Source organism: Corynebacterium sp. LaCa_23, assembly GCF_058182375.1.
The window spans coordinates 1,541,384-1,566,092 of sequence record NZ_CP190825.1; the positions used below are offsets into that span (position 1 = coordinate 1,541,384).

At 58.3% G+C, this 24,709-nt stretch carries 24 protein-coding genes; 6 read left to right on the forward strand and 18 right to left on the reverse strand.

Annotated features, from left to right (window positions below):
* Positions 1-34 precede the first annotated feature (34 nt).
* Together recA and ACP8IT_RS07420 are read right to left on the reverse strand one after the other, a co-directional pair.
* On the reverse strand, positions 35-1,171 hold the full coding sequence (recA, locus tag ACP8IT_RS07415) for a recombinase RecA (protein ID WP_023030598.1): 1,137 nt from the start codon (positions 1,169-1,171) through the stop codon (positions 35-37).
* A 180-nt stretch (positions 1,172-1,351) separates the two neighbouring features.
* Entirely contained in the window at positions 1,352-1,567 is a 216-nt protein-coding gene (locus ACP8IT_RS07420) for a DUF3046 domain-containing protein (protein WP_023017347.1), read from the reverse strand.
* 130 nt (positions 1,568-1,697) lie between these two features.
* Between ACP8IT_RS07420 and ACP8IT_RS07425 the strand changes: the two genes are divergently transcribed.
* From ACP8IT_RS07425 to ACP8IT_RS07435, 3 genes are read left to right on the forward strand one after another with little or no spacing between them, the layout of a single operon-like run.
* Entirely contained in the window at positions 1,698-2,261 is a 564-nt protein-coding gene (locus ACP8IT_RS07425) for a biotin transporter BioY (RefSeq protein WP_284643184.1), read from the forward strand.
* Positions 2,261-2,953 (forward strand): energy-coupling factor ABC transporter ATP-binding protein, encoded by a 693-nt coding sequence (locus tag ACP8IT_RS07430; RefSeq protein WP_490289833.1) that lies wholly within the window; start codon positions 2,261-2,263, stop codon positions 2,951-2,953. The genes ACP8IT_RS07425 and ACP8IT_RS07430 overlap by 1 nt, the downstream gene beginning before the upstream one ends.
* Positions 2,954-2,966: 13 nt before the next feature.
* Positions 2,967-3,590 (forward strand): energy-coupling factor transporter transmembrane component T family protein, encoded by a 624-nt coding sequence (locus tag ACP8IT_RS07435; protein ID WP_023017344.1) that lies wholly within the window; start codon positions 2,967-2,969, stop codon positions 3,588-3,590.
* Between the two features lie 125 nt (positions 3,591-3,715).
* Here the strand turns inward: ACP8IT_RS07435 and ACP8IT_RS07440 are convergent, their stop codons facing one another.
* The 4 genes from ACP8IT_RS07440 to pgsA form a co-directional block, all read right to left on the reverse strand.
* Positions 3,716-4,573 carry a PspA/IM30 family protein gene (locus tag ACP8IT_RS07440; RefSeq protein WP_023017343.1) on the reverse strand — a complete coding sequence of 286 codons (858 nt, stop codon included), beginning with the start codon at positions 4,571-4,573 and terminating at the stop codon, positions 3,716-3,718.
* A gap of 133 nt (positions 4,574-4,706) precedes the next feature.
* The gene (locus ACP8IT_RS07445) at positions 4,707-5,084 is read right to left on the reverse strand and encodes a helix-turn-helix domain-containing protein (RefSeq protein WP_005278839.1); all 378 of its coding nucleotides are present in this window, start codon (positions 5,082-5,084) and stop codon (positions 4,707-4,709) included.
* A gap of 8 nt (positions 5,085-5,092) precedes the next feature.
* Positions 5,093-5,608: a nicotinamide-nucleotide amidohydrolase family protein gene (locus ACP8IT_RS07450; protein WP_490289834.1), complete on the reverse strand. Its 516-nt coding sequence runs from the start codon at positions 5,606-5,608 to the stop codon at positions 5,093-5,095.
* A gap of 5 nt (positions 5,609-5,613) precedes the next feature.
* A complete protein-coding gene (gene pgsA / locus ACP8IT_RS07455; RefSeq protein WP_023017340.1) occupies positions 5,614-6,198 on the reverse strand; it encodes a CDP-diacylglycerol--glycerol-3-phosphate 3-phosphatidyltransferase in 585 nt (194 codons plus the stop codon).
* 59 nt (positions 6,199-6,257) lie between these two features.
* Between pgsA and ACP8IT_RS07460 the strand changes: the two genes are divergently transcribed.
* Positions 6,258-6,548, forward strand: coding sequence for a YciI family protein (locus ACP8IT_RS07460; protein WP_490289835.1), 291 nt, complete (start codon positions 6,258-6,260; stop codon positions 6,546-6,548).
* Positions 6,549-6,557: 9 nt separating this feature from the next.
* Here ACP8IT_RS07460 and ACP8IT_RS07465 read toward each other — a convergent pair whose 3' ends face one another.
* From ACP8IT_RS07465 to dapB, 7 genes are all read right to left on the reverse strand, one after another.
* Positions 6,558-7,679, reverse strand: coding sequence for a TerC family protein (locus tag ACP8IT_RS07465; RefSeq protein WP_126319249.1), 1,122 nt, complete (start codon positions 7,677-7,679; stop codon positions 6,558-6,560).
* Positions 7,680-7,848: 169 nt separating this feature from the next.
* Positions 7,849-11,064: an FtsK/SpoIIIE family DNA translocase gene (locus ACP8IT_RS07470; RefSeq protein WP_490290599.1), complete on the reverse strand. Its 3,216-nt coding sequence runs from the start codon at positions 11,062-11,064 to the stop codon at positions 7,849-7,851.
* 272 nt (positions 11,065-11,336) lie between these two features.
* Positions 11,337-11,975 (reverse strand): TIGR03085 family metal-binding protein, encoded by a 639-nt coding sequence (locus tag ACP8IT_RS07475; RefSeq protein ID WP_005278818.1) that lies wholly within the window; start codon positions 11,973-11,975, stop codon positions 11,337-11,339.
* 65 nt (positions 11,976-12,040) lie between these two features.
* The gene (locus tag ACP8IT_RS07480) at positions 12,041-14,215 is read right to left on the reverse strand and encodes a ribonuclease J (protein ID WP_490289836.1); all 2,175 of its coding nucleotides are present in this window, start codon (positions 14,213-14,215) and stop codon (positions 12,041-12,043) included.
* A 2-nt stretch (positions 14,216-14,217) separates the two neighbouring features.
* The gene (gene dapA, locus ACP8IT_RS07485) at positions 14,218-15,126 is read right to left on the reverse strand and encodes a 4-hydroxy-tetrahydrodipicolinate synthase (RefSeq protein ID WP_034654087.1); all 909 of its coding nucleotides are present in this window, start codon (positions 15,124-15,126) and stop codon (positions 14,218-14,220) included.
* A gap of 54 nt (positions 15,127-15,180) precedes the next feature.
* Positions 15,181-15,927, reverse strand: a complete 747-nt coding sequence (gene thyX, locus ACP8IT_RS07490; RefSeq protein WP_490289837.1) for an FAD-dependent thymidylate synthase — start codon at positions 15,925-15,927, stop codon at positions 15,181-15,183.
* Positions 15,928-15,931: 4 nt separating this feature from the next.
* Positions 15,932-16,678, reverse strand: a complete 747-nt coding sequence (dapB, locus tag ACP8IT_RS07495; protein ID WP_005278809.1) for a 4-hydroxy-tetrahydrodipicolinate reductase — start codon at positions 16,676-16,678, stop codon at positions 15,932-15,934.
* A 124-nt stretch (positions 16,679-16,802) separates the two neighbouring features.
* Here dapB and ACP8IT_RS07500 point away from each other — a divergent pair, with 124 nt between their 5' ends.
* Positions 16,803-17,192: a VOC family protein gene (locus ACP8IT_RS07500; RefSeq protein WP_474896495.1), complete on the forward strand. Its 390-nt coding sequence runs from the start codon at positions 16,803-16,805 to the stop codon at positions 17,190-17,192.
* 117 nt (positions 17,193-17,309) lie between these two features.
* A complete protein-coding gene (locus tag ACP8IT_RS07505; protein ID WP_302525739.1) occupies positions 17,310-18,041 on the forward strand; it encodes an AMIN-like domain-containing (lipo)protein in 732 nt (243 codons plus the stop codon).
* A 41-nt stretch (positions 18,042-18,082) separates the two neighbouring features.
* Here the strand turns inward: ACP8IT_RS07505 and ACP8IT_RS07510 are convergent, their stop codons facing one another.
* The 5 genes from ACP8IT_RS07510 to ACP8IT_RS07530 all read right to left on the reverse strand — a co-directional run bounded on the left by ACP8IT_RS07510 (position 18,083) and on the right by ACP8IT_RS07530 (position 24,694).
* Positions 18,083-19,282, reverse strand: coding sequence for an IS30 family transposase (locus ACP8IT_RS07510; protein ID WP_490289838.1), 1,200 nt, complete (start codon positions 19,280-19,282; stop codon positions 18,083-18,085).
* 568 nt (positions 19,283-19,850) lie between these two features.
* Entirely contained in the window at positions 19,851-22,097 is a 2,247-nt protein-coding gene (locus ACP8IT_RS07515) for a polyribonucleotide nucleotidyltransferase (protein ID WP_490289839.1), read from the reverse strand.
* A gap of 213 nt (positions 22,098-22,310) precedes the next feature.
* A complete protein-coding gene (rpsO, locus tag ACP8IT_RS07520; RefSeq protein ID WP_005278802.1) occupies positions 22,311-22,580 on the reverse strand; it encodes a 30S ribosomal protein S15 in 270 nt (89 codons plus the stop codon).
* Positions 22,581-22,729: 149 nt separating this feature from the next.
* Positions 22,730-23,671: a nucleoside hydrolase gene (locus ACP8IT_RS07525; RefSeq protein WP_490289840.1), complete on the reverse strand. Its 942-nt coding sequence runs from the start codon at positions 23,669-23,671 to the stop codon at positions 22,730-22,732.
* Complete coding sequence (locus ACP8IT_RS07530; RefSeq protein ID WP_490289841.1) at positions 23,672-24,694, reverse strand: bifunctional riboflavin kinase/FAD synthetase; 1,023 nt, start codon at positions 24,692-24,694, stop codon at positions 23,672-23,674. It lies immediately after the preceding gene.
* Positions 24,695-24,709: the final 15 nt, after the last annotated feature.

Here is a 24,709-nt window from a genome sequence, read left to right on the forward strand (position 1 = left end):
GGGTGTTAAGCGGTGGGAGTGTTGGTGGACAGGCTTAATCGTCATCGAAGTCGACGTTCGGGACCAAATCTACGGATTCATCCGTCAATGGGTCATCGGAACCGGGGACATCCATGGCGGTAGCTTCTTCACCATTTGCCGCCTCTTCCCCAATGCCGAGTTTTTGGAAGATCTTCTTTTCGATCTCATTGGCAAGGTCAGGGTTATCCTTCAAGAAGGAACGAGCCTTCTCCTTACCTTGACCCAGCTGGTCGCCCTCATAGGTAAACCAGGAGCCGGACTTGCGGATGAAACCGTTTTCTACGCCGAGATCGATGATGGAGGACTCGCGAGAAATGCCCTCGCCGTACATGATGTCGAACTCGGCGATCTTGAATGGTGGGGAAACCTTATTCTTTACCACCTTGAGCTTAGTGCGGTTGCCAATGGCGTCCTGGCCATCCTTCAGCGTCTGGATACGGCGGATATCGCAGCGCACGGAGGAATAGAACTTCAGCGCCTTACCACCGGTGGTGGTCTCCGGGGAACCGAACATCACGCCGATCTTTTCGCGCAGCTGGTTGATGAAGATTGCGGTGGTGCCGGAGTTGTATAGCGCACCGGTCATCTTGCGCAAGGCCTGGGACATCAGGCGGGCTTGCAGGCCGACGTGGCTATCGCCCATCTCGCCTTCGATTTCCGCCTTAGGGGTCAGCGCCGCCACGGAGTCCACAACGATAATGTCGATGGCGCCGGAGCGCACCAGCATGTCCGCGATTTCCAGGGCCTGCTCACCGGTATCAGGCTGGGACACGAGGAGGTTATCGGTGTCGACGCCTAGCAGGCGTGCATATTGGGGGTCGAGGGCGTGCTCGGCATCGATAAACGCTGCAATGCCGCCGTCTTTTTGTGCCGAGGCAATGGCATGCAACGCCACCGTCGTCTTACCAGAAGACTCTGGGCCGTAAATTTCCACAATTCGGCCCCGCGGGAAGCCACCGATGCCCAGCGCTACGTCGATTGCCGTGTTGCCGGAAGAAATGGCCTTGATGGGCGGGCGGTCATCATCGCCCAAGCGCATGACGGCACCCTTGCCATAATCCTTTTCGATCATGGCCATCGCGGCGTCTAGCGCCTTTTTGCGGTCATCTCCCTTGGTCGCGGCGGAGGATGATTTCTTTTTCGTTGCCATTGTTATAAATCCTTATCTCGTACGACGCTGCGTGAACACTTAATTAGACTGCTGCAGAACCCTAAATGGTTCCGCCCTCATTGCGATCCCACTGTAGTCGCCCACACCGACACCCCAACTAGAGTACATACATCTGTTCGAATATCGAAAATGGACACGCCTTTTCAGGCTCTCTTGGGCCTATAAGGATGGGTAATCTACGCCGAGACGTCGTTCTTGAGGGACATCAAAGTCATTGCACAGCCCTATCCAGACACGACGGGGATCGACGCCACGTTCGATAAGCTCATCCGGCGTTCCATTGAGCTCTGATAAAACATGCGAATGGCTAATCCACGCCCCTTTTGATTCGCCAAATTCATCCACAACCAATTGGTGGTACTCCGTCAATCGCATGCGCGCAATCCTACCCACCACCATGGAAATATTTCCAAAACTTTTACCAGGACCCCAGAATTAGCTTTCTTGAACGACGTTCAAATTGGTGTGTCTACAGCGTTTTTCTCCAAGGTGCTAATCTTTTCCCATGCAGAAGAACTCCGTGGCAACCACCATTGCCTATGTAGCGGTATTTACCGCCCTCGTTATCGTTTTAGCCTTCGTTTCTATCCCCGTAGGCACCGCCGGCGTGCCCATCGTCTTGCAAAACGCCGCGCTCATTTTGTCCGGCCTCATCTTGGGCGGAAAACGCGGCGGCTACGTTGGCTTGCTATTCCTCTTTATCGGTTTGGCATTGCCTGTTTTGGCAGGCGGTGGCACCACGCTCCGCGCGCTTGCCGGCCCCACCGTGGGATACATCATCGGTTATGTGCTCTCCCCCATCGCAGCCGGCGCCATCGCTTATCGCGCCCCGCGCGGAAAGGGCGGCATGACCGTGGTTTTCGCTATCTCAGCCATCGTAGGCCTTCTCGTGCAATACACCTGTGGCGCGATCGGCTTGATGGTTCGCTCCGGACTAGACGTCGGACCGGCCATCGCGGCGCAAGGCCCGTTCGTCCTCGTTGACACCGCAAAGCTCATCGTGGCCATTATCATCGCCGTTGGTGTTCACTCCGCATTCCCGGACCTGATGGGTAGGAAGGCCTCCTAGTGCCCACCATCGACTTTTCCTCGGTCACGGTAGCCTTCGATGAGACGGTGGTCCTCGATGACATCAACCTCACTTTAAGCGAGCAACGGATCGGCGTCATCGGTCAAAATGGCGGCGGAAAGTCCACGCTGACTCGGCTTATCAATGGCCTGGGTGGGCCCACCGCGGGTACCGTCACCGTCGACGGCATAAATCCCAGCGAGCAGGGCAAGAAGGTGCGCGAAAAGGTGGGGTTCGTCTTTTCCGATGCCGAAAATCAGATCGTTATGCCCAATGTGCGCGATGACATCGCTTTTTCCCTGCGCCGCTTCAAGCTGCCTAAGGCCGAGCGTACTGCGCGAGTCGATGCCGCCCTGGAACGGTTCGGGCTCTTAGAATTTGCCGAGCGCTCCCCGCACACGCTTTCTGGTGGACAAAAGCAATTGCTCGCCTTAGCCGCAGTGCTGGTCATCGACCCGGTTCTCATCATCGCCGATGAACCAACGACGCTGCTTGATCTCCGCAATCGCGACCGCATCAAGCGCGAGTTCGCGCAACTTGACCAGCAGCTCATCGTCGTTACTCACGATCTGGAATTCCTCACGGATTTCGACCGTGTCATCTGCATCGATGACCAGAAGGTTGCTGCCGATGGCGCTCCCCAGGAGGTCATCGATTTTTACAGAGATCTCATGGCGCAGCGGCCACTCTAGAAAGCCACCTCCAATGACCCGACGCAGAACCAATATTCCGCTATCCGTATATGTTCCGGGCACGACGGTAATCCACCGGATGAAGCCCAGCTGGAAGATACTCATTTTGCTGGTATTTATCCTGGTTACCAGCATCTTTTTCAACTCTTTGCCGTGGGCCGGCGGCGCGGTGATCGCTGCAGCATTGACGTATTTCATCGCCCGCATTCCCCCACGGATTGCCTGGAGCCAGCTCTGGCCGCCCCTAATAATCCTCATTCCCCTAGCTGGATTCCAGTGGTGGGCGAAGGATTTTGACTACGCCGCCGTGATGTTCCTTAACATCTTGGCCGCCATGATTTTGGCCTTCTTATTAACGCTTACCTCGACGGTCGACGCGATCATGGAATCCCTGGAAGAATCCCTCCAGCCGCTGAATCGTTTCGGCGTCCCAGTAGAAAACATCAGCTTGGCGATGTCCCTGACAATCCGCCTCATCCCCCTCATGTTCGAAACGGTCTACGAGGTTCTCGATGCCCGCAAGGCGCGCGGCGCTGGCTTTTCCCCCTCGGCGTTTGTCACGCCCGTCATCATCCGCTCCATTCGGCGCGCTCGCGCCATTGGCGAAGCCCTTCAGGCCCGCGGCGTCGGTGACTAAGGAAACTTAGGCACATGCCCAACTAGCACCAAAAAGCCTCCGCCTTCCCCCACCGCTCGAAACGGGAAAGGAAAGATCGGAGGCTAGTGTGCAGTTTGCGCTATAGCAAGCCCGGGATGACGAAGTTACTCTCCGCGCAGCTCGCGCAGGCGAGCCTGGACGGCGTCATCATTCGCGGTCGGCTGCGCTGCCTGATCCGCAGCGGAACCAGAGGCCTTATTGCCCTCGATGGCCTGAGTGCGGTTAGCTTCTACGGACTTCGTGGAGTTCATCTCGCTACGGATCTGCTCCAAGCGGGAGTGGCCGGCCATCTGGATACCCGCCTGCTGCACCTCGGCCATACGGTTTTCGACGGAATTTTCCGCCAGCTCCGCCTGCCCCAGAGCCTTAGAGTAACGGCGCTCAATCTTATCGCGCACGGCATCGAGCGAAGGCGTGTTGCCGCCGGCCGAGAGCTCGTTCATGGAGTTCAAAGACTCGGAAACCTTCTCCTGCATCTTTGCCTGCTCCAGCTGCGATAGCAGCTTCGAACGCTCATCAACCTTCTGGCGCAGGGCGGCATTATTGCGTTCTACGGCGCGCTTGGCCTGCTCAGCCTGTTGCAATGCCTGGTCATGGAGCTTCTTCGTGTCCTCCACGGACTCCTCTGCGGTCACCAGCTGAGCGGCAAAGGCCTCGGCGGCGTTCTCGTACTCCACGGCCTTGCTCTCATCGCCGTTGGCGCGTGCCTTATCGGCAAGCTCGAGCGCCTGGCGGGTATTGCCCTGCAGCTTTTCGACCTCGGCTAGGCGACGGTTAAGTTGCATCTCCAGCTGGCGCTGATTGCCAATAACCGCCGCAGCTTGCTGCGAAAGCTCTTGGTGCTGACGTTGGGCATCTTCGATGGCCTGCTCAATCTGAATTTTCGGATCGGCATTCTCTTCGATTTTATTATCGAACAGTGCCATCAGGTACTTCCAACCCTTAACAAATGGATTCGCCATTATGCTCTAGACCTTTCTAGGGAATGTGGTAATGCGTCGCGTTGTCGTGTTCATAGTAACCCAACGCCTAGGGCTCTGCCGCTACTAATCGCAGGTATCCACCGCGGCTATTCTTTTCAGAATCCCGCACGCGTTAAAGCTCAGAAGCAGCCGGCGCGGTATGCGCGAGCTCTTCATCCATCGACGGCAGAGCCATATAACCGGCAGCCTCGATCAAGACGTCAGACACAGACGCGTCGAGCGCATGGCACACGGAGGCCAATAGCTCAGAAGAAACTTCCTTGCGGCCTCGCTCGAGCTCCGACAAGTAGCCCGGTGACACGCGGGCAACGCTAGCCAATTCACGCAGGGTAACTGACTTATCCGCGCGGAATGCGCGCAGAGTCAAGCCCAATGCTTCACGCAATAGTGGCTCGGGGGCACGGGCAGGTTGTGGCGCCGATGGTGCCGCTGCCGCAGGTTCCGCGGCAGTCTGCGCCGAGTGGTCGAGGACTGCTGTAGAAATGTTCATCGTAAGTTTTAACGCTCCTTCGATGAAATTTGTTCCCCACTGGTAGGAAAATTTTTGATGATCGCACCAAGTTGGGCGATCGCAGCTCCTACCGTGGCCTTTCTAATTTGGTTTCGTTCAGTGCCCAAGTCACGCAAGCAAAAAGACTGCGCTATGCGCCCGGCGGAATAGATTCCTAAAAATACCGTGCCGGGTTCTTTTCCTTCTTGTTTATCGGGCCCAGCGACGCCGGTAAGCCCTAAACCCCAATCCGCCCCGGTTTCCGCAGCAGCGGCGCGAGCCATATCAACTGCAGTTTCGCCAGAGACGACGCCTACGCGCTCGATCTCTGAGACTGGTTTGTCCAGAAAGTGAGATTTCACCTCGGTGGCATAGGTGATAAGGCCACCGCGCAAGACGGCAGACGCGCCTGGCACCGAAGCGATAGTAGCGCTGGCTAAGCCGGCAGTCAGCGATTCGCACAAGGCCACGGTCTCGTGGCGCTCTGTCAATAGGGCAACGAGGTCAGATTCTGTGAAGGTCATTGCGTTTAGCTATTTTGCTTTTGTCCATCGATGAGATACTGCACGCCGGTAATGACCGTTACAACGACGGCCATCCACATGATGAAGGAGGTAGGAATATCCATCCACGAGGGAAGCGGCCACAAATATAGACCCACGGCGAAGGACTGCAGGACGGTCTTTAGCTTGCCGCCTTTAGAGGCTGGGACAACTTTTCCGCGGCGCAGCAAGGCCATGCGCCAGATGGTGATGCCAAATTCCCGGATCAGAATAATGACGGTGACCCAGACCGAAAGCTGATCGACGATATTGAGGCAGACAAGCGCTGTGGTCATGAGCGCTTTATCAGCAATGGGGTCGGCAATCTTGCCAAAATCGGTAATCAACCCGCGGGCGCGGGCAATATCGCCATCGAGCTTATCCGTGAGCATTAAGGCGGCGAAGACGCCGAACGACCACCACTGATGGCCGCCGATGACCAGCCATGCAAAGACCGGAATGAAAACGATACGCAGGCAGGTGAGGAAATTTGGCAGATTCCAATTAGAGACCTGCGGATTCACTTCCGAGGACTGCGCTGACTGTGCTCCGGGTTGATTCACCCTATACATACTACCCGCTTGGGTAATGGTCTCGCGGCACACTCCCCCGAGAATTTATACTGTCCGGTATGAAATATTTTGCAGTCAATTATGAATACAACCCGGCCAACCCAGAGATAGCGAAGGTTCGCCCGGCCCACCGCGAATTCACCGGAAAACTATTTGATGAGGGCACCATCGTGGCCTCGGGACCGTTCACGGATTCCCAAGGAGGCGCGCTCATCATTGTGCGCTTTGACGATGATGACACCGAGGTAGCCGATGTCATCCACCTGATGAACGATGATCCCTTCTATCAAGAAGGCTGCCTCCAGGGCCGCAGCTTCCGCGAGTGGAATCCGGTTAAAGCCCGCTTCTAGGCTCTCCCCCTAGTTGGGTAGGTCTTCCTTGGACAGATCCTCGGCCCTGCCCAGGTAATCGCCGCGCGTATTGCGCACGATCTTATTTCCTTCCTCGTCCCAGTCGTAGTGGTTGTGGGATACAGCCACTACGCCTTGGGTTTTATCGCGCATGTTCTTGATAACCGATGCAAGAACCGTGATGACCAAGACTCCAACGATAACCACCAGCGAGCCGATCGTGGAGATTTCTGGCACGGATTCAATGTTGTCGCCGCCATTGATAAACGGCAGGTTATTCTCGTGCAACGCGTGGAAGAGCAGCTTGACGCCGATGAAGCCCAAGATGATGCCCAGGCCATAAGGCAGGTAGACGAGGCGGTCCAAGAGGCCATCGATAAGAAAGTACATTTGACGCAGGCCCATCAGCGCGAATGCGTTGGTGGTAAAGACCAAAAACGCCTCTGAGGTAATGCCGTAGATTGCCGGGATGGAGTCGAAGGCAAACATGACATCGATAAGCCCAATGGATACCAGCGCGACGAATAGCGGCGTGAAGGCGAACTTGCCCTTCTTAGAGCCATCGTCCACGCGGTGGGTGAGCTTATCCCCGTGGTACTGCGGGGTAACATCTACCGCCTTGCGCACGAGCTTGATGATGGCCATATCGTTCGGGTTGGTCTCCGGCGCGTCCCGAATCTCATCGATGACCAACTTGATGGCGGTGTAGAGCAGGAAGATGGCAAAGAGGTAGAAGATATCGGACCACGCCGCGATAACCGCCGCGCCCAACAGGATGAATACGAGGCGGAAGACGAGGGCGATGATGATGCCGATGAGCAGCACCTTTTGCTGGTATTTGCGCGGGATTTTAAAGGAGCCCATGATAAGCGCAAATACGAAGAGGTTATCCACGGAAAGCGCCTGCTCTGTGACATAACCGGTAAAGAATTGGATGCCGTGCTCGTGGCCCCACACGGCCCACACGACGCCGCCAAAAACTACGGCGACGCAAATATAGAAAAGGGTCCACAGGCCCGACTCTTTCAGGGTGGGCTCATGTGGACTGCGCACGTGAGAATAAAAGTCGAATATAAAAAAGGCTAAAATCACCGCACCGGTGACCAGCCACACCCACAATGGGACGTTCATCGCGAGATCCCTCCGGTCGAATTTACTTTAAGAAAGTGACCGGAGGTCTCCCCCGCCCAGCGGATATTCCTCGCTGGGCCGACACGACCGGGAGCGCACAGCTACCGTGTTGACGATCTATGCCGAATGTGGGGTACTCCCCTCCAAGACCGTGACCATCTTACACTACTTAGAAGGCCCCGGACGATGGGTTATAGGTCGCTTGCACCGTCCGCGTATCGGAATCGGGCGCATCGGGGGCATCGGAAAGAGCGGAATCTGCGGAATCACCGGCATCATCGTCTTCTTCCTGGTTCATCTCGTCCTGGATTTCCTTGGGGGCATCGGCAGGGTCGGCGCCCTTAATCATCCACAGGATGGTGTCGAGCTCTTCCGGCTTCACCAGCACCTCGCGCGCCTTGGAGCCTTCCGATGGCCCGACGACGCCGCGCGATTCCATCAGGTCCATCAGGCGGCCGGCCTTGGCAAAGCCGATGCGTAGCTTGCGCTGCAGCATCGAGGTGGAACCCAGCTGGGCGGTGACCACCAGCTCGACGGCCTCGAGGAGGTCATCCATGTCCTTGCCGATGTCATCGTCGATCTCCTTCTTCGCCTCAGACTGCTTTTCCTCGGTCACGCCCTCGGTGTAGTTCGGGGCGGCCTGAGATTTAGCGGCCTCGACGACATCCATGACCTCGTCATCGGAGACGAATGCACCCTGCATGCGCACTGGGCGCTTGCCCTGCGGGATAAATAGACCATCGCCCATGCCGATGAGCTTTTCCGCGCCGCCTTGGTCCAAGATGACACGGGAGTCGGTCAAGGACGAGGTGGCAAAGGCCAAGCGGGAAGGCACGTTGGTCTTGATAAGGCCGGTGACCACATCGACGGACGGGCGCTGAGTAGCAAGCACCAAGTGAATGCCGGCGGCGCGGGCCTTCTGGGTGATGCGGACGATGGAGTCCTCGATTTCCTTCGGGGCGGTCATCATCAAGTCCGCCAACTCGTCGACGACGCAGACGATATAAGGGTACGGCCGAACCTCGCGCTCGGAACCTGCCGGGGCCTGGTATTCGCCGGAGACAACCTTGCGGTTATAGTCCTCGATCTTGCGCACGCGCGCGGCCTTCATATCCATGTACCGCTGCTCCATCTCTTCCACCAGCCACTGGAGGGCCGCGGCGGCCTTCTTCGGCTGGGTAATGATGGGCGTAATCAGGTGCGGAATGCCCTCATACGGCGTGAGCTCCACCATCTTTGGATCGACGAGGATCAGGCGTACCTGCTCCGGGGTGGCGCGGGTAAGCAGCGAGACCAGCATGGAGTTCACGAATGCAGACTTACCGGAACCGGTGGCGCCGGCAACCAGCAAGTGCGGCATCTTCTGCACGGAAAAGGACGTGTATTCGCCCTCGATGTCCTTGCCCAGGCCAATCAACATTGGATCCGGGGACGACGTCATGCTGGGCGCATCCAAGACCTCGCGCAGGTGGACCATTTCGCGGTCTGGGTTAGGAACCTCAATACCCACTGCGGACTTGCCCGGAATCGGGGTGAGCAAGCGCAGGTTATCGGTAGCCACGGCATAGGCCAGGTTGGATTGCAGGTTCGTAATCTTCGAAACCTTAACGCCTGGTCCAAGCTCAATCTCATAGCGGGTCACCGTGGGGCCACGGCTAAAGCCAGTTACCTGAGCATTGACGTTGAACTCTTCGAAGACATCGGTAATGGCCTCGATGATGCGGTCATTGATCTCGGTGCGTTCCTTCGCAGGCGTGCCTGGGGTTAGCAGATCGGTAGAGGGCACCGCATAGTTGTCGTTGCCAAATTGCGCAGGCGCGGGCGCTTGGGGCTGTGTGGCAGGCTGTTCCGCCGCCGCGGTGGATTCCACCTTTGCGCCGGTGGCCGCATCGCGCCCAGAGCGCTCGCGGAATAGGCGCCGGGCTTCCTCGTGCGCCGAAGACACAGCATCGGAACCGGCCTTGACAGCACCAGCGGCAGCGGCACCGGCAGCAGCGCCTTTGGCCTTGCCGGCTGCACCTGCGGCACCAGCCACACCAGAAGCAGCGGCAGCACCGGCGCCAGCAGGCCCAGCGACTCCAGCGGCCCCAGCACCAGCCGCTCGGCCAGCCCGCGACTTGCGGCCGGTAGAAGACCCGCCAGTGGCAGAACCCAAGACGCGGGTGGGCTCGCTTTCTGGCAGCGCAGGTTGGGCGGATTCCGCGTCGTCAGCGTAGTCAGCATCGTCTACTGCCGGGAAGGCATCGGTATCCCCCATGCGGGAATCTGCACCATAGCCCAGTTCTTCGTCGCTGCGGTCTACGGGCTCATAACCCGCACGGACTGGGGTGTTGAAGGCGACGGTGTGGTCGTCTGCGGGGGCATCGTCAAGCGACTGCACCGGATAAGAGCTGCCGGTCTTGCGCAGGGCGGACGTGCCGCGACGCTTCGGCGCAGGACGCTCGGAGCGCTCGCGGCCATGTGCAATATCGTCGATATCGCCAGACACGTGGCCGTAGAGATCGTCATCGTCGGCCTCGTCGTAGTCCGCCTCGCTGCCGCCAAAGCGGGACAAGGCCGAACGCAGCGAATCCGCCACGAGCTCGTAGGCCTCGCGGATGGTGATTCCGGTAACCAGCAGCGCGCCGTAAATGATGACGAGGAAGAGCAGGGGTACTGCAACATACGAGGTAAACGCGGCATCCAGAATCCCGCCGATGGCAAAGCCAACGACACCGCCGGCCCCGCCCGCTGTATCGGTGGTAAATCCGAGCGGCGGATTACCGGCAAAGATGTGGATGAGGCTCAGCATCGCCAGCACGATGATCGACGTGCCACCTGCAATGCGCGGATTAATGCGCCCGGATGGACCGTCCATTTCCATCATGAGCGAGATGGCCAGCGCGACGAGCGCAATGGGAAGCACCCAGGCACCGGCGCCGATGACGTAGCGCACCAGGTTGCCCACCCAGGCGCCCACCTGGCCGGCGACGCCGAACCATACGGTGGCGGCGAGGACGATGGCTACGCCGATGAGCACCAGGGCAACCGCATCCGGATTATTGACTCGCAACCCGCCCTGAGAAGGAGTCGCCGCCTCCTCGGCAGCCTGTGCCTCCTCCTCGGCTGCGATATCGCGCGCGCGAGTTACCTTACTTTTCTTCTTTTTCCCGGCGCTATCAGAAATTTCCTGTGGCTCCCTTGTTCTCTCGAAATCCTCCGTGCCATCTGCAAGTGCATCTTGGCTCGGTTTTAAGCCCGCAAGGCCATTGCCTAGGCCGCGGGCAACATTGCCCATTCCGCGCGCGGTGGCACCAAATGCAGAGCCAAGCCCCTTGCCGACGGCCCTAAATGCACTCCCCGTACGCTCTTGCGTCGTTCCTGCCGCGCGCCCAGACGAGGTCATCTCCAGCGTCTCTGGCACACCGGCGCTGGACTGGCTGCGGCCAGACGGCCGCGACCGGTTCGCTTTCCGGCCAGGCGCGCTTTTTGATGCTCGCGTCTGGTTCCGGCGCGATCCGCGAGAGGAGGCATTTTTGACAGACATGTCATTTACCTTAACCGGAAAACCCCACAAATCACATACGCCACACGCGTGGCAGAGCTAGTTAACCGAGAAATGTCCCGAGTTCGGGCTAAAAAGGTGCAGCACGGGCCACAAAAGCGGCTTTTTCTAGCCTACAGGGTTGACATCTTGATGGCTGACTCGTCGCCATTGATGGTGACTTGTACGACATCGCGCCCGTATGCCCACAGGAGGAGTTCGCCAACCTCCCCGCTTACGCGGACCACGCGATCGCCGCGATCGGCTACCCCGTGCTTATCTGCCACGACGATGCGCTGCATCCCGTCCGGCTGCAGGATCACCGGCTGGGTGGATTTACGCAGGCTCAATTTGGCCCAGATCTTCAAAAAACGGTGCAGCTTCTTCTGCACGGCCACAGAAAAATCACGGGGTTCGGTCTGGCCATTGGCGCGGCGGATATCCTCGTGGTGGATGAAATGTTCGCCCAAATTTTGCTGGGCATCGAGAAAACGTGCGGGGTTAAACTTTGCTGGTCCCCTCCCCCAGGCATCGACAAGCTCATCGAAATCGCGGCGGGCGACCTTAGCGGATTCCTTTTCTAGGTGGGGCTGCAGGACCGAAAGGAACATGCCCGCTGCGGCATCGGGACGGTTTTCGCGCACCCACAGGTGGGCAACTAAGTCGCGCGTGGTCCAGCCCTCACACAGCGTGGGGGCGTCTGGACCTAGCTGATGAAAAAGCGCGACCATCTTGGCGCGTTCGGAAGATGAAAACGACATGTGCCCCAGCATACCGAGGTCATCGAAATGCTGGGGCACAGAAACTATGCCGGAATTAAATCCTTTTGTAGCAGAACCTACAGGGACTCGCGGCTGGCGTCGACATCGGCGTCATCAGCAAGCAGCGTGCCTGAATTCGTCGGCACGATGGTGGGCAAAATGACCGGCTCGCGCTTGTACTTGGAATCCATGAGCTTGGAGACCTTGCGGCGCAGCTTTTGCACCATCCGGTAGGTGTCATTCTCGCCCTCTGCGGCGAGATCATTCATGGTGTTTTCCACCATCTCCGCAACCTCGGGCACAACACCGCGGTCATCATCGGAGAAACCGGTGGTTGCCACGGTTGGGTGCTCGAGCAGGCGGGAAGTGCGGTTATCAATCACGCAGGTAATGGATACCACGCCGCCGGCGCCCAAGTTGGTGCGGTCTGCCAAGGTATCGGCATCGACATCGCCCATGGACACGCCATCGACGTAGAGGTGGCCAACCTGCAGCTGCCCGACGACCTCCGCGCGGCCCTTGCGCAGATCCACCACAACGCCGTTTTGCGCCAAGACCGTCCGGTCGCGGGCCACGCCGGTGGAAATCGCCAATTCCTTATTGGCGCGCAGGTGGCGCCACTCACCGTGGACCGGCATGGCATTGCGCGGGCGCGCCGCGTTGTACAGGAAGAGCAGCTCGCCGGAGTAGCCGTGGCCAGATGCGTGGACCTTGACGTCCTGGTTGGTGATGACGTTGGCACCAATCTGGGACAGCATATTGATAACGCCGAAGACGGCCTCTTCGTTGCCCGGGATGAGCGAGGAAGAGAAGATGATGGTATCGCCATCGCGCACCGTAATCTGGCGGTGCTCGCGGCGGGCCATGCGGGACAGCGCAGCCATTGGCTCACCTTGCGTACCGGTGGTAATGAGCATGGTCTTATGCGGGGCCATCTTCGCGGCCTCATCGATGGGGATGATGGTGCCGCGAGGGACCTTCAAAAAGCCCATCTTTTCCGCGATCTCCATATTGCGCATCATCGAGCGGCCATTGAAGGCCACCTTGCGGCCATTGGCCACGGCAGCATCGATGGCAGCCTGCACGCGGTAGACGTTCGAGGCGAAGGAAGCCAAGATGACGCGCTGCTTCGCATTAGCCACCAAGCGTTTGAAGTTGGCTGGGATATCGCCCTCGGAGGCGGATACGCCCGGCACGGTGGCGTTGGTGGAATCGCACAGCATTAGGTCGACGCCCTCGTCGCCGTAACGAGACAGCGCCGGAAGGTCGGTCGGGCGATTATCCAACGGGGTTTGGTCCAGCTTGATATCACCGGTGTGGATGATATTCCCGGCCGGGGTGCCCAGCATGATGCCGAGCGCATCCGGCACGGAGTGGTTAACCGCCCAGAAGCGAACGCGGAAGCAGCCGTAGGTCACATCGGACTTTTCGTTGACCTCAACGAACTTCGGCTTCTGGTGGTGTTCCTTACACTTGGCCGCAATGAGCGCGATAGTGAAACGGGAGGCCACGATGGGGATATCCGGGCGCAGCTTCAGCAGCCACGGGATGGCACCGATGTGGTCTTCGTGGGCGTGGGTGACCACGAGGGCCTTGACCTTGTCGATCTTTTTTTCAATCGGCCCGAAGTCCGGCAGGATGAGGTCCACGCCAGGCTCGCCAGACGATGGGAAGAGCACGCCGCAGTCAATGATGAGCAGCTCATCGCCGTACTCAAAGACGGTCATGTTGCGGCCGATTTCGGAGATACCGCCCAAGGCGTAGATGCGCAGGGTATCCTTCGCCTGCTTTGGCGGTTCCGGCAGGCGCTTGGTCAAATCAGCGCCCTGCATCGACTTCGGCACGTTGCGGCGGCCGCGGTTATTGTTATTGCGGCCACGGCCCTTGCCATTGCCGTTCTTTCCGTTGCCACCGTTGTTGTTCTTGTTATTGCCGCCGTGGTTATTGCCACCTTGGCCATTGCCACCGTGGTTATTGCCACCTTGGCCATTGCCATTATTGCCGTTTCCGCCACGACCACGGCCGCGGCCGCCACGGGAACGCGAGCGGCGGCCGTTGTTATCGCCGTCGTTCTTATTATCGGCAGAGTTATTCTTGCCAGAGTTGCCCTGCTCCTCATTTCCGGCAGTGCCGGCGTTATTGGCAGGGGCCTGAAATACGGGCGAAGCCGCCTCATTGGAGGCGGTCTCAGTTTCCGAAGGTGGACCCGCCTTGCGGGTGACCTTGCGGGAACGGTTACGGGGTTCAGTCATTCTTAAAGGACTCCAGATTGTTCCAAATCACGGCGAAGTACCTCGCGTTCCTCCTCGCTCGCGGCGGTAACAGGAAGGCGGGGATCGCCAACTTCAAAGCCCTGCAGGCGCAGAGCTTCCTTTGCAAATGTCGCTCCGCCCAACCGCGCCTGAGCGCGGGTCAGTGGAAGAAGCGTTGAGTAATTTATTTCTTGCGCGCGGGCCAAATCGCCCGCATCGAAAGCTTCATAGAGTTCTACCAAGGCACGAGGTGCAGCGTGGCCGATGACGGAGATGAAACCCGAAGCGCCGAGGGATAGCCACGGCAGGTTAATCGGATCATCACCGGAGTACCACGCCAAGTCGGTTTCTTGGATGAGTTCTGCGGCCGCGGAAAGATCGCCCTTGGCGTCTTTCACGGCTTGGATAGTCGGCAATTCCGCTAGGCGGCGGAGCGTATCCGACGCCACTGGGATGCCCGAGCGGCCAGGGATGTCATAGACGCAAATCGGCAGATCCGTAGAATCAGCAACTGCGGCAAAATGCTCATAGACGCCCTTTTGGGAGGGCTTGGAGTAATACGGAGTCACCACGAGCAGGCTATCGGCTCCTGCGGCGGCGGAAGCTTGGGCAACCTCGATCGAGGTTGCGGTGTTATTCGTTCCGGCGCCCGCACAGATCCGGACGCGGTCTCCTACTTCCTCTTTTACGGCCTTGAGCAGCTCCAACTTTTCGTCCAAGGACGTGGTAGGAGACTCGCCCGTCGTTCCACCCAAGATGAGTGAATCCACGCCGTTGTCTACGAGATGAGCTGCCAGGCGGCGACCCGCTTCTACGTCCAGCGCACCGTCACGATCAAACGGAGTGACCATGGCGACGCCAATGCGACCGAAGGTGTCAACGCCAGTCTTTGCTGTCATACCTGTGCTCATAGCCGTCAAGGTTACCCGCTAGGGCACCTTTTGGCCGCATCGGGGGGCTGCGTGTTAAGCGTAAGGGCTTGTGGCCATCCGCGTTCCATCGGCCAACGTGGTGATATGGAAGTCATCGAAAAGCGCTGGTGCTTGCTCCTGCAAATGCTTCAAGCACTCCACCGCCACTTCGCGCAATTCCGTATCAGCGTGCTCGGCCGCCCGCGCCCCAATGAAGTGCCGCCAAGCGCGGTAATTACCGGTAACGACGAGCCGGGTTTCCGTTGCATTGGGCAACACCGCGCGCGCTGCTTGCCGCGCCTGCTTCTTGCGCAGGAGCGCATTCGGCTCATCCAGCTTTTCTTCCAAGGCTTCTAGCAGCTCATCGTAGACAAAACGGGTTTCGTCCACCGCCTGCATGACCAATCGGCGCAATTGTTCATCTTCTTCCACCAGCTTAGGCAGCGCTACTTGCGTCTCATTAGGATGCACGAAGCGCTGGGATAGCTGCGAGAAGGAAAAATGCCGGTGGCGCACCAATTCATGGCTGGCGGAGCGCGATAGCCCCGTGATGTACATCGTTGCCGTGGCGTGTTCCAACAACGCAGTATGTCCTACCTCCATAATGTGGTGCAGGTAGGCGGAATTCGTAGCGGTGCGCGGGTTGGGCTTGTCAAAGGACTCATAACACGCCCTTCCCGCGAATTCGACGAGGGCCTCGCCGTCCGTCGCCGTATCATCAGCACTCCACTGCGTTCCCTGTGGTGCGTGAAACTCGGTAGCGGCAATCAGTTGAATATTTAGCTCACTTGCAGTGGCCATACCGTTACAGCCCCAGGTACTTGTCTAGCCCGACGACCAATCCCGGGTGCTGCGCAATCTCGCGCACACCGACCAAAACGCCAGGAGTAAAGGAGGAACGATCGTAAGAGTCCTGGCGGATGGTCAGGGATTGTCCTTGCGCGCCGAAAATGACTTCTTCGTGGGCCACCATGCCGCGGGTACGCACAGCATGCACGGGGATTCCGTCTACATTCGCACCGCGCGCGCCCTCGAGGGACTTTTCCGTCGCATCCGGCATCTCCCCCAGGTCGGCGTCGCGGCGCGCCTGAGCAATGGCCTCTGCGGTGTGGATGGCGGTACCGGAAGGCGCATCCAGCTTAGTGGGGTGGTGAAACTCCACGACCTCTGCGGTCTCGAAGAACTTCGCTGCCTGCTTGGCAAGCACCATGGTCATCACGGCAGAGATGGCGAAATTCGGTGCGATCAGCACGTTTCCAGCACCCTCTTGGCGGGTCCACTGCTCCACCTGGTCCAAGCGCTCTTTATCAAAGCCAGTGGTGCCCACCACGCAGTGAATGCCGTTCGCGATGCAAAACTCCAGGTTCCCCATCACTGAATCAGGCTGGGTGAAATCTACGATGACCTCTGCGTGATTATCAACCAATTGCTGCAGGTCATCCCCGCGGCTAATTTCCGCTACGAGCTCTAAGTCATCTTCGGCATTAACGCCTTCAACAATCGCCTTGCCGACGCGCCCTTGCGCTCCCAAGACTCCTACTTTGATCGCCATTGCGGGCCTCACTTTCTTAACAACTTTGAGTTAAACCTTTGTTTCTTTCCCATCCTATCGCGCTCGCCCATCCGGGGCGGGCGGGCGTCCGAACGGCAAAAATACCACTGCTAGACTGGGCGTCATGCAGATTTATATTGCGTCCGTTCCAGTAGATGACGTTGCTCGCGCCCACGATTTCTATGTCAATGTCCTAGGTTTCCGGGTAAAAGATGACGTCACACACGGCGATTTCCGGTGGCTTACGGTCACCAACGCGGACGGCGATGGCAGCGTTGAACTACTCCTTGAGCCCAAGGGCCACCCTGCCGCTAAGACGTACACCGAGGCGCTGAAGGCGGATAATATCCCGGTCACCCAATTCTTATCGCAGGATGTGGAGAAAGAATACGCCGAACTCAAGGACAAGGGCGTGGACTTTACCATGGAGCCCACCGACGTTGGCCCCTCCATTATCGCAGTCTTTGACGATACCGTGGGCAACCTTATCCAGCTCGTCCAGCTGAAGCGTTAGGCCACGCCTTCGCTAGTTTCCCTTGTACAACAATTGCATCACTTCCCCAGTTGGGCCACTTGTGCACCGGTAGAATTGAAAGAGACAACAAGGTAGACAACCTAGGAAGTGGTCAGAATGTCTCGATCTACTCTCACCCGCGTTATCGCTGCTGGCGCCGGCATGAGCTGCATGCTCTCGCTGGCTGCTTGCGCTAGCCCCAGCGATGACGAGGCCGCCGATGCCTCATTCGCTACGCAGGAGGACTCAACCAGTTCCACGGCGGAATCGACCACGTCTTCGGCAAAGAAGTCAGAGCCTTCCACAACGACCACTGCCGATGACCCAACCAAGACGGTAGAAGACACCGCCCCGTTAAGCCACCATCAGCAACAAGCGCAGGGCAATGATCCAAAACCTGCTTTCGGCGGCATGGGCACGCCCTCCCTCGAGGATCAGCGCCACCTGCCTCCTGGCCTGGGTGGCCTCGTTCCCACCGGGATCCGGGTAGCCGCGCATGACTCTTTTACCCGCGTCGTGGTTGATCTTGAAGGAGACGGAGAAGCAGGGTGGTTTACTACCTATACGGATCAGCCCGCCCACCAAGCATCGGGGCTTCCGGTCGAGGTCAAAGGCGCCACTTTCCTCAACCTTGGCATCGAGGGCACCCCGTGGCCATCGACGCCGGAGTTAGAACAAAGGTTTATGGATACTGGCATCACCCCAGGTGCCGGTGTCGTGCAAGAGATCAACTACACCACCACCTTCGAGGCACAGACGCAGTTGGTCATCGGGCTAAAGAAGCAAACGCCCTATTCCGTGACCTTCTTGCAAAACCCCAAACGCCTCGTGCTTGATTTCCAAAACTGAGTGATCACGGCGGATTCTAGGGGTCGTTGCAACGATGACGGTTACTTTGGTTTGATACTACCGGTTTGTGTCAGGGCGTTGGTCATGACTTCGGCTGGGGTGCGCCAGTTGAGTGCTTTGCGTGGTTTGTGGTTGTGAATGTTGGCGATCATCTCCAGGTCCTCGGCGCTGTAGATGGACAGGTCACTGTTTTTGGGAAGGTTTCTCCTGAGCCTGCCGTTGGTGTTTTCGTTGCTGCCTCTCTCCCACGGCGATCCTGGATGGCAGAAGTAGATGGGAATGTCAGTGGCCATGGTAAAGGCTTTATGGCCAGCCATTTCACTTCCTTGGTCCCAGGTAATTGATGACCAGATAGCTTTATCGATTCCAGCAACAGCCTTGTGCAGGGCTGTGAATACTTCTTTGCTGGTATGCCTTCCTGGCAGGTGGCCAAGGACAACAAATCGGCTAACGCGTTCTACTAACGTGATCACCGCTGATTGGTTATTTTTACCAAGGATGAGGTCGCCTTCCCAGTGGCCTGGCAAAATACGTTCAGTAACCTCTTCTGGCCGGTCGTCGATGAGGATCATGTCGTCAACGAAGCGTTGCTGGGCCGGTGTGGTGGTGCGTGTTTGGCGTTTCTTGCGTTTCTTTCTGCCGGTAGGCAAGTCCAGGCCGAGGTCTTTGAGTCTTCCTTTGGACTGTAGATAAAAGGCGTCATAAATCGTTTCGTGACTAATGCGCATGTCCTTATCAGTGGGGTAGTCGATGGGCAGGCGATTGGAAATCTCCTCCGGTGACCATTGTGCCCGCAATTGTGTGCATACATAGTCCCATAACCTTTTGTTGGCTAGCAGTTTCGGTATTTTCGGCCGCAGCCTACGCGCACAAGCCTTTAACTGGGCGGTCTCCGCACGGTACGGGCCTTCAGCGCTGTGGTTTCTGCGTACTTCACGCTGAATTGACGAAGCACTTCGCCCTAAACGGCGCCCGATTTCCCGCAGCGGCACATGCTCACGAAGAAGGTCGGCGATAATAACGCGTTCTTCAAAGCAAATATAGCGATCACTGATGCGTTTATACGGATCCACACCGACAGGCAAGGCAGGGGGCCGAAGCCGTCCAGATTCGATGACGTCATGGCGTTGGCGCAGCGCTTTCATGAGTCTTTTATACGTGGTGGCATCCTCGCCGACAGGTATGAACTCTTTACGTGGCCCTCCGGATTTGATGAGACCTTTTTCGAAGTCTAAAGACAATCGACGATCAATTCCTACTGCAGTCCCAGCATCACAAACAGGCAAGCTCGCCAACCGAAGGCGTAAGTATTCCACCCTTAACTGTGTTTGGCGGACTTTCCGGGCATACCTCGTTAGCCGGATATGGCACCCAGCTTCTGTAGCAACGGCATACGCAGCGGTGGGATGCATCCCACATGTTTTGGCGGCTTGGTGTACCGAAAGTCCGTCTTTAACTAGTTCTACAAGCTGTAAAGCCTGGCTACCGCGACGATCAACTCGTTTGGCTTTATGTATGACTGGCAATCCATGAGCATGACAAAAATTCAAAGCATGCGCGTAATGACAGCCAAGCTCACCAGCAGCCGAACGAACACTACGCCCACTGCCAACCAAGGCGACCAAGCCACGACGATCCGACTCAGACAACGAATGAAACGGGCCAACAACTCCAGGCACAACAACACCCTCCTAAGGGAAAGTGTTGCAACGACCCTCTGAACTCAAGCACGGCGAAGGCATAGAAAATGGCCCTGTTTCCCACCATCTTCGGGAAACAGGGCCACTGCTCTAAAGGGCGCCTGAGGGATTAGTCCTCTACTGGCACCAGGGAGATCTTGCCGCGGTTATCAATATCCGCGATTTCTACCTGTACCTTATCGCCAACGTTGACGACATCTTCGACCTTCTCGATGCGCTCGTCCCCACCCAGGTTGGAGATGTGGATCAATCCATCGCGGCCTGGGGTCAAGGAAACGAAGGCGCCGAATGGAACGGTCTTGACCACCGTGCCGAGGAAGCGCTCGCCCACCTTGGGCAACTGCGGATTGGCAATGGAGTTAACCTTTTCAATCGCAGCGTCTGCGGCTTCGCCGGTAACCGCAGAGATGTAGACCGTGCCGTCGTCCTCAATCGAGACATCAGCACCGGTATCTTCGGTGATCTGGTTGATGGTCTTGCCCTTAGGGCCGATGAGCTCACCGATCTTGTTGACCGGAATCTTCACCGAGGTGATCTTCGGGGCTAGGCCAGACATCTCATCTGGGGAATCGATGACCTCAGCCATGGTTTCCAGAATGGTTGCGCGGGCATCGCGGGCCTGCTCGAGCGCCTGAGCCAAGACCTTAGACGGAATGCCGTCCAGCTTCGTGTCCAGCTGCAGCGCGGTAATGAATTCGGAGGTACCCGCAACCTTGAAGTCCATGTCACCGAAGGCGTCCTCGGCACCGAGGATATCGGTCAGTGCGACAAACTTTTCCTTGCCCTTGACCTCACCGGAAACCAGGCCCATGGCGATGCCGACTACCGGCGCCTTGAGCGGAACACCCGCGTTGTAGAGGGACAGGGTGGACGCACAGACAGAGCCCATGGAGGTGGAACCATTGGAGCCGAGTGCCTCAGAGACCTGGCGGATGGCATACGGGAAATCCTCGCGGGACGGGATGACCGGAAGCAGGGCGCGCTCGGCGAGCGCACCGTGGCCGATTTCGCGGCGCTTGGGCGAGCCCACGCGGCCGGTCTCACCGGTAGAAAATGGCGGGAAGTTGTAGTGGTGCATGTAACGCTTGGACTCGATAGGAGTAAGCGAGTCGATCTGCTGCTCCATCTTCAACATATCCAGGGTGGTGACACCGAGGATCTGCGTCTCACCGCGCTCGAACAAGGAAGAACCGTGCGCGCGTGGTACCAAGTCAACTTCAACGGACAGGTCGCGGATATCGGTCAGCCCGCGGCCATCGATGCGGAAGCCATCGGTCAAGATCTTGCGGCGCACGATCTCCTTCATGACCTCGTTATACGCAGCGCGAATCTGCTTGGAGGCCACTGCCTCTTCCAGGTCAGCAAACTGCGGCAGCAGGTCTTGTTCGACCTGCTCCATGTGTGCATTCGTAGCCTCGTCGCGCTCCTGCTTGCCCGGGATCGTCAGCAAACTCTCCAGCTTCTTGGAAGCAGCCTTTTCCACGGCGGCGAAGACATCGTCTTCATAAGCCGGGAAGAGCGGGAACTCCTGGGTCTCCTTGGCGGTGCGCTCTGCAAGGCCGTTCTGGGCCTCACACAGGGTCTTGATGAACGGCTTAGCTGCCTCGAGGCCCTCGGCGACGGCGGCTTCTTGCGGTGCCGGGGCGCCATCGGCAATGCGCTCAGCAACGTTGGTGCCGGCGCCAGCTTCCACCATCATGATGGCGACGTCTTCTTTACGGCCCTTAGTAACGATGCGGCCTGCAACCACCATTTCAAGGAGCGCGCGCTCGTGCTGCTCGTGGTTCGGGAACGCCACCCACTGGCCTTCTGGGTGCTTGTCATCAGCGATAAGCGCCATGCGCACGCCGCCGACGGCGCCGGAGACCGGCAGGCCGGAAAGCTGGGTTGCTGCGGACGCGCCGTTGATGGCTACGACGTCGTAGTACTCTTCTGGGTCCTGCGACAGGACGGTGATGACCACCTGCACTTCGTTGCGCAGGCCCTTGACAAAGGTGGGGCGCAGCGGGCGGTCAATGAGGCGGCAGGCCAAGATGGCCTCGGTGGAGGGACGCCCCTCGCGGCGGAAGAAGGAGCCGGGGATCTTGCCAGCTGCGTACATGCGCTCTTCCACGTCCACGGTAAGTGGGAAGAAGTCAAAGTTCTCGCGCGGCTGGTTCGAGGCAGTCGTGGTGGCCAGCAGCATCGTGTCATCATCGAGGTACGTAGTTACGGAACCATCTGCCTGGCGGGCCAGCTGGCCGGTTTCGAAACGTACCGTGCGGGTGCCAAAGTCCCCGTTGTCGAGGACGGCGATAGCTTCGGTAATACCGAATTCTTCATCGATATTGAACTCTACGGAGTTCTGAACGCTCATCTAGTAATTCTCCTTGAATGTTTTAGGCGATCGTCGGTGCCGCCTTTTCCACATTGTTTTTGACAACGGTGAAAATTCTAACAGAGATTCCGCACTTTTGAGCTACGGCAATTACAAACGCCCCTGCTCCCTACAAGGATTAAGAGGGTATAAAACCACTAATTCCCCTTGCCGCAGGGCAAGGGGAAAAATTCGGCCGCAGCCGCGTCGCAATTAGCGGCGCAGGCCCAGGCGGGAAATCAGATCACGGTAACGATCCACGTTGTTTTCTGCCAAGTACTTCAGCAGGCCACGACGACGACCAACCATCAGCAGCAGACCACGACGGGAGTGGTGATCGTGCTTGTGGAACTTCAGGTGCTCCGTCAAAGTGTTGATGCGGGAGGTCAGCAGGGCAACCTGTGCCTCGGGGGAACCGGTGTCGGTCTCGTGCAGGCCGTACTCCTTGAGGATTTCGGCCTTCTTCTCAGTGGTCAATGCCATGAGTATTTCTCCTTTATTTCAGTCCACACTATTCTTCAACGCGCAGCGCCGCCGTGGCGAGTTGCGCGTGCCGCAACTGTCGTGAACCACAGTCGCTAAGCCAACTGGTCATCTTACAGCCAATTAGCGTGGCAAATCAAAACGCTGCACTACTTGGCGCCCACCGTGCGGAAAAGTTCTTCGAGGCGGTCTACAAATTCACTGACAAACCGCTCGTTGTCCACGCCCAAGGCGACCTTCGCGGTCGGTTGCTGGCTCAGCCTAGTTTCGTCCGCGATGGTGCGCCCGCGGGTGGGGCCTTCGGTATCGGTTTTCATATTGGTCTCAATGACCTCTACCAACGACGGATCGGCGGCTACCGCCACGGCCAGCGGATCGTGCAGGCCGCAGCCGCCCAAGTGAGGCGCCGTGGTGGCATAAGCGCGGATATAGTAATCCACCATATCGGCGAAAATCTCGCCCGCGGCCGTTCCTGTTGCCCGCCAGCGCGCGGTTTCCTTTTCCGTCAAGAGGGTGCGCAGGGTGACATCAAGGCCCACCATGGTGACATCGCTGCTGTGGCGGAAGAGGTAATCGGTGGCATCCGGGTCCTGGGAAATATTGGCCTCTGCCCACGCGGAAACATTGCCGGGAACGGTCAGCGCCCCGCCCATCATGACGATGTGGGCGTTGGTGGCAAAGGTGGCATCGGCAAGCATGGCCTGGGCGATGGTCGTGGACGGGCCGGTGGGGATAATGACGAGGTCATCGCCGTAATCGCGCACGGCCTGCACGAGGAAATCCGCGGCCGAATGGGCGTCCTCGGTCTTATCGGACGGGCTAAGCGCGACCTCACCCACGCCATTCTGGCCGTGGATGAAGGCCGAAATCTCGCTGGGCTGGAAACCATCCGGGCTGGGGCCAGCAAAGACCGGGATATCGGGCCTATCCAGCAGCTCCAGCAGCGCCAGGGTATTGCGCACCGCCAGTGGGACGGTGACATTGCCATACGTGCAGGTCACCCCAATGAGCTCAAGCTCTGGGTGGGCTAGGGCATACGCCAAGGCCAGGGCATCATCAATACCGGTATCAAGATCGAGGATCGCCTTCATTTACTTCTCCTTTAAGAAATAGTCTTCGCTATTGCAGCCCTGCGCGCGGGCATCGGCAGCCAGCACCGTGCGGGCGGCAGCTACGTCCTGGGCCATGGCCTCCAAAAGCTCATCGACGGAGTGAAACTTCACCATATCCCGCAGGTGGCCCACGAATTTCACGGTTGCCTCATAGCCATAAAGATCGGCATCGCGATCCAAGACAAAGGACTCCACGGAGCGCTCTTCATCACCAAAGGTGGGATTCGTGCCCACGGAAATCGCCGCGGCGTAGGCCACTTCAGGTTGCATGTCCCCGTCGAGGGGCGATTCGGAATGCACAATGAACCACCCCGCATACACCCCATCCGCGGGAATGGCTACGGTATCTGGAAAGTACTGGTTGGCCGTGGGAAAACCCAGCTCCTTGCCGCCGCGCCCGGCACCGCGAACCACGGGACCGGTCACTGTAAAGTGGCGGCCAAGCGCCCAATTCGCCGATTCTATAGCGCCCCGGGACAGGCTCTGGCGAATATAGGTGGAACAAATCTGCACGCCGTCTTCATCCAGCAGCGGGATGATATCGACGCTAAACCCAAACTCCTCGCCCAGCTGCCGCATGGCTTCCGCGGTGCCGCTGGCCCCAGCGCCGAAGGTGAAGTTCTCCCCCACCACCACGTGCTGTGCATGGAGTTTTCCCACCAAGAGGTCGCGCACATAAGGCCGTGGCTCCACGCCATCGAGTTCCTTAGTGAAGTCAATGACAAGCACCATCTCGATGCCCATGTCCTCCGCGAGCTCCAGCCTGCGCTCGAAGCTCACCACGGACAGCGGGGCGCGCTCCGGCAAGAAAACGGAGACCGGGTGCGGGTCAAAGGTCACCATGACGGGGACCTGATTATTCGCCCGCGCATGCTCCACGCAGGCAGAAACGAGCTGCTGATGGCCGCGGTGCAAGCCATCGAAGACGCCAATGGTTACCGAGGTCGGCCCCACATCCGCGGGGATGTCATCGATTCCGTAACAAATATCCACGGAATCCATCGTAGAGCATAGACT

Bases quoted from the DNA above. Each gene is read 5' to 3' on its own strand.
- ACP8IT_RS07440 (WP_023017343.1), bottom strand. From the start codon at position 4,573: ATGGCGAATCCATTTGTTAAGGGTTGGAAGTACCTGATGGCACTGTTC.
- recA (WP_023030598.1), bottom strand. From the start codon at position 1,171: ATGGCAACGAAAAAGAAATCATCCTCCGCCGCGACCAAGGGAGATGAC.
- ACP8IT_RS07475 (WP_005278818.1), bottom strand. From the start codon at position 11,975: ATGCTGGGGCACATGTCGTTTTCATCTTCCGAACGCGCCAAGATGGTC.
- ACP8IT_RS07480 (WP_490289836.1), bottom strand. From the start codon at position 14,215: ATGACTGAACCCCGTAACCGTTCCCGCAAGGTCACCCGCAAGGCGGGT.
- ACP8IT_RS07505 (WP_302525739.1), top strand. From the start codon at position 17,310: ATGTCTCGATCTACTCTCACCCGCGTTATCGCTGCTGGCGCCGGCATG.
- ACP8IT_RS07500 (WP_474896495.1), top strand. From the start codon at position 16,803: ATGCAGATTTATATTGCGTCCGTTCCAGTAGATGACGTTGCTCGCGCC.
- ACP8IT_RS07420 (WP_023017347.1), bottom strand. From the start codon at position 1,567: ATGCGATTGACGGAGTACCACCAATTGGTTGTGGATGAATTTGGCGAA.
- pgsA (WP_023017340.1), bottom strand. From the start codon at position 6,198: ATGTATAGGGTGAATCAACCCGGAGCACAGTCAGCGCAGTCCTCGGAA.
- ACP8IT_RS07445 (WP_005278839.1), bottom strand. From the start codon at position 5,084: ATGAACATTTCTACAGCAGTCCTCGACCACTCGGCGCAGACTGCCGCG.
- thyX (WP_490289837.1), bottom strand. From the start codon at position 15,927: ATGGCCACTGCAAGTGAGCTAAATATTCAACTGATTGCCGCTACCGAG.
- ACP8IT_RS07530 (WP_490289841.1), bottom strand. From the start codon at position 24,694: ATGGATTCCGTGGATATTTGTTACGGAATCGATGACATCCCCGCGGAT.
- rpsO (WP_005278802.1), bottom strand. From the start codon at position 22,580: ATGGCATTGACCACTGAGAAGAAGGCCGAAATCCTCAAGGAGTACGGC.
- ACP8IT_RS07450 (WP_490289834.1), bottom strand. From the start codon at position 5,608: ATGACCTTCACAGAATCTGACCTCGTTGCCCTATTGACAGAGCGCCAC.
- dapB (WP_005278809.1), bottom strand. From the start codon at position 16,678: ATGGCGATCAAAGTAGGAGTCTTGGGAGCGCAAGGGCGCGTCGGCAAG.
- ACP8IT_RS07425 (WP_284643184.1), top strand. From the start codon at position 1,698: ATGCAGAAGAACTCCGTGGCAACCACCATTGCCTATGTAGCGGTATTT.
- ACP8IT_RS07525 (WP_490289840.1), bottom strand. From the start codon at position 23,671: ATGAAGGCGATCCTCGATCTTGATACCGGTATTGATGATGCCCTGGCC.
- dapA (WP_034654087.1), bottom strand. From the start codon at position 15,126: ATGAGCACAGGTATGACAGCAAAGACTGGCGTTGACACCTTCGGTCGC.
- ACP8IT_RS07460 (WP_490289835.1), top strand. From the start codon at position 6,258: ATGAAATATTTTGCAGTCAATTATGAATACAACCCGGCCAACCCAGAG.
- ACP8IT_RS07470 (WP_490290599.1), bottom strand. From the start codon at position 11,064: ATGACCTCGTCTGGGCGCGCGGCAGGAACGACGCAAGAGCGTACGGGG.
- ACP8IT_RS07515 (WP_490289839.1), bottom strand. From the start codon at position 22,097: ATGAGCGTTCAGAACTCCGTAGAGTTCAATATCGATGAAGAATTCGGT.
- ACP8IT_RS07465 (WP_126319249.1), bottom strand. From the start codon at position 7,679: ATGAACGTCCCATTGTGGGTGTGGCTGGTCACCGGTGCGGTGATTTTA.
- ACP8IT_RS07435 (WP_023017344.1), top strand. From the start codon at position 2,967: ATGACCCGACGCAGAACCAATATTCCGCTATCCGTATATGTTCCGGGC.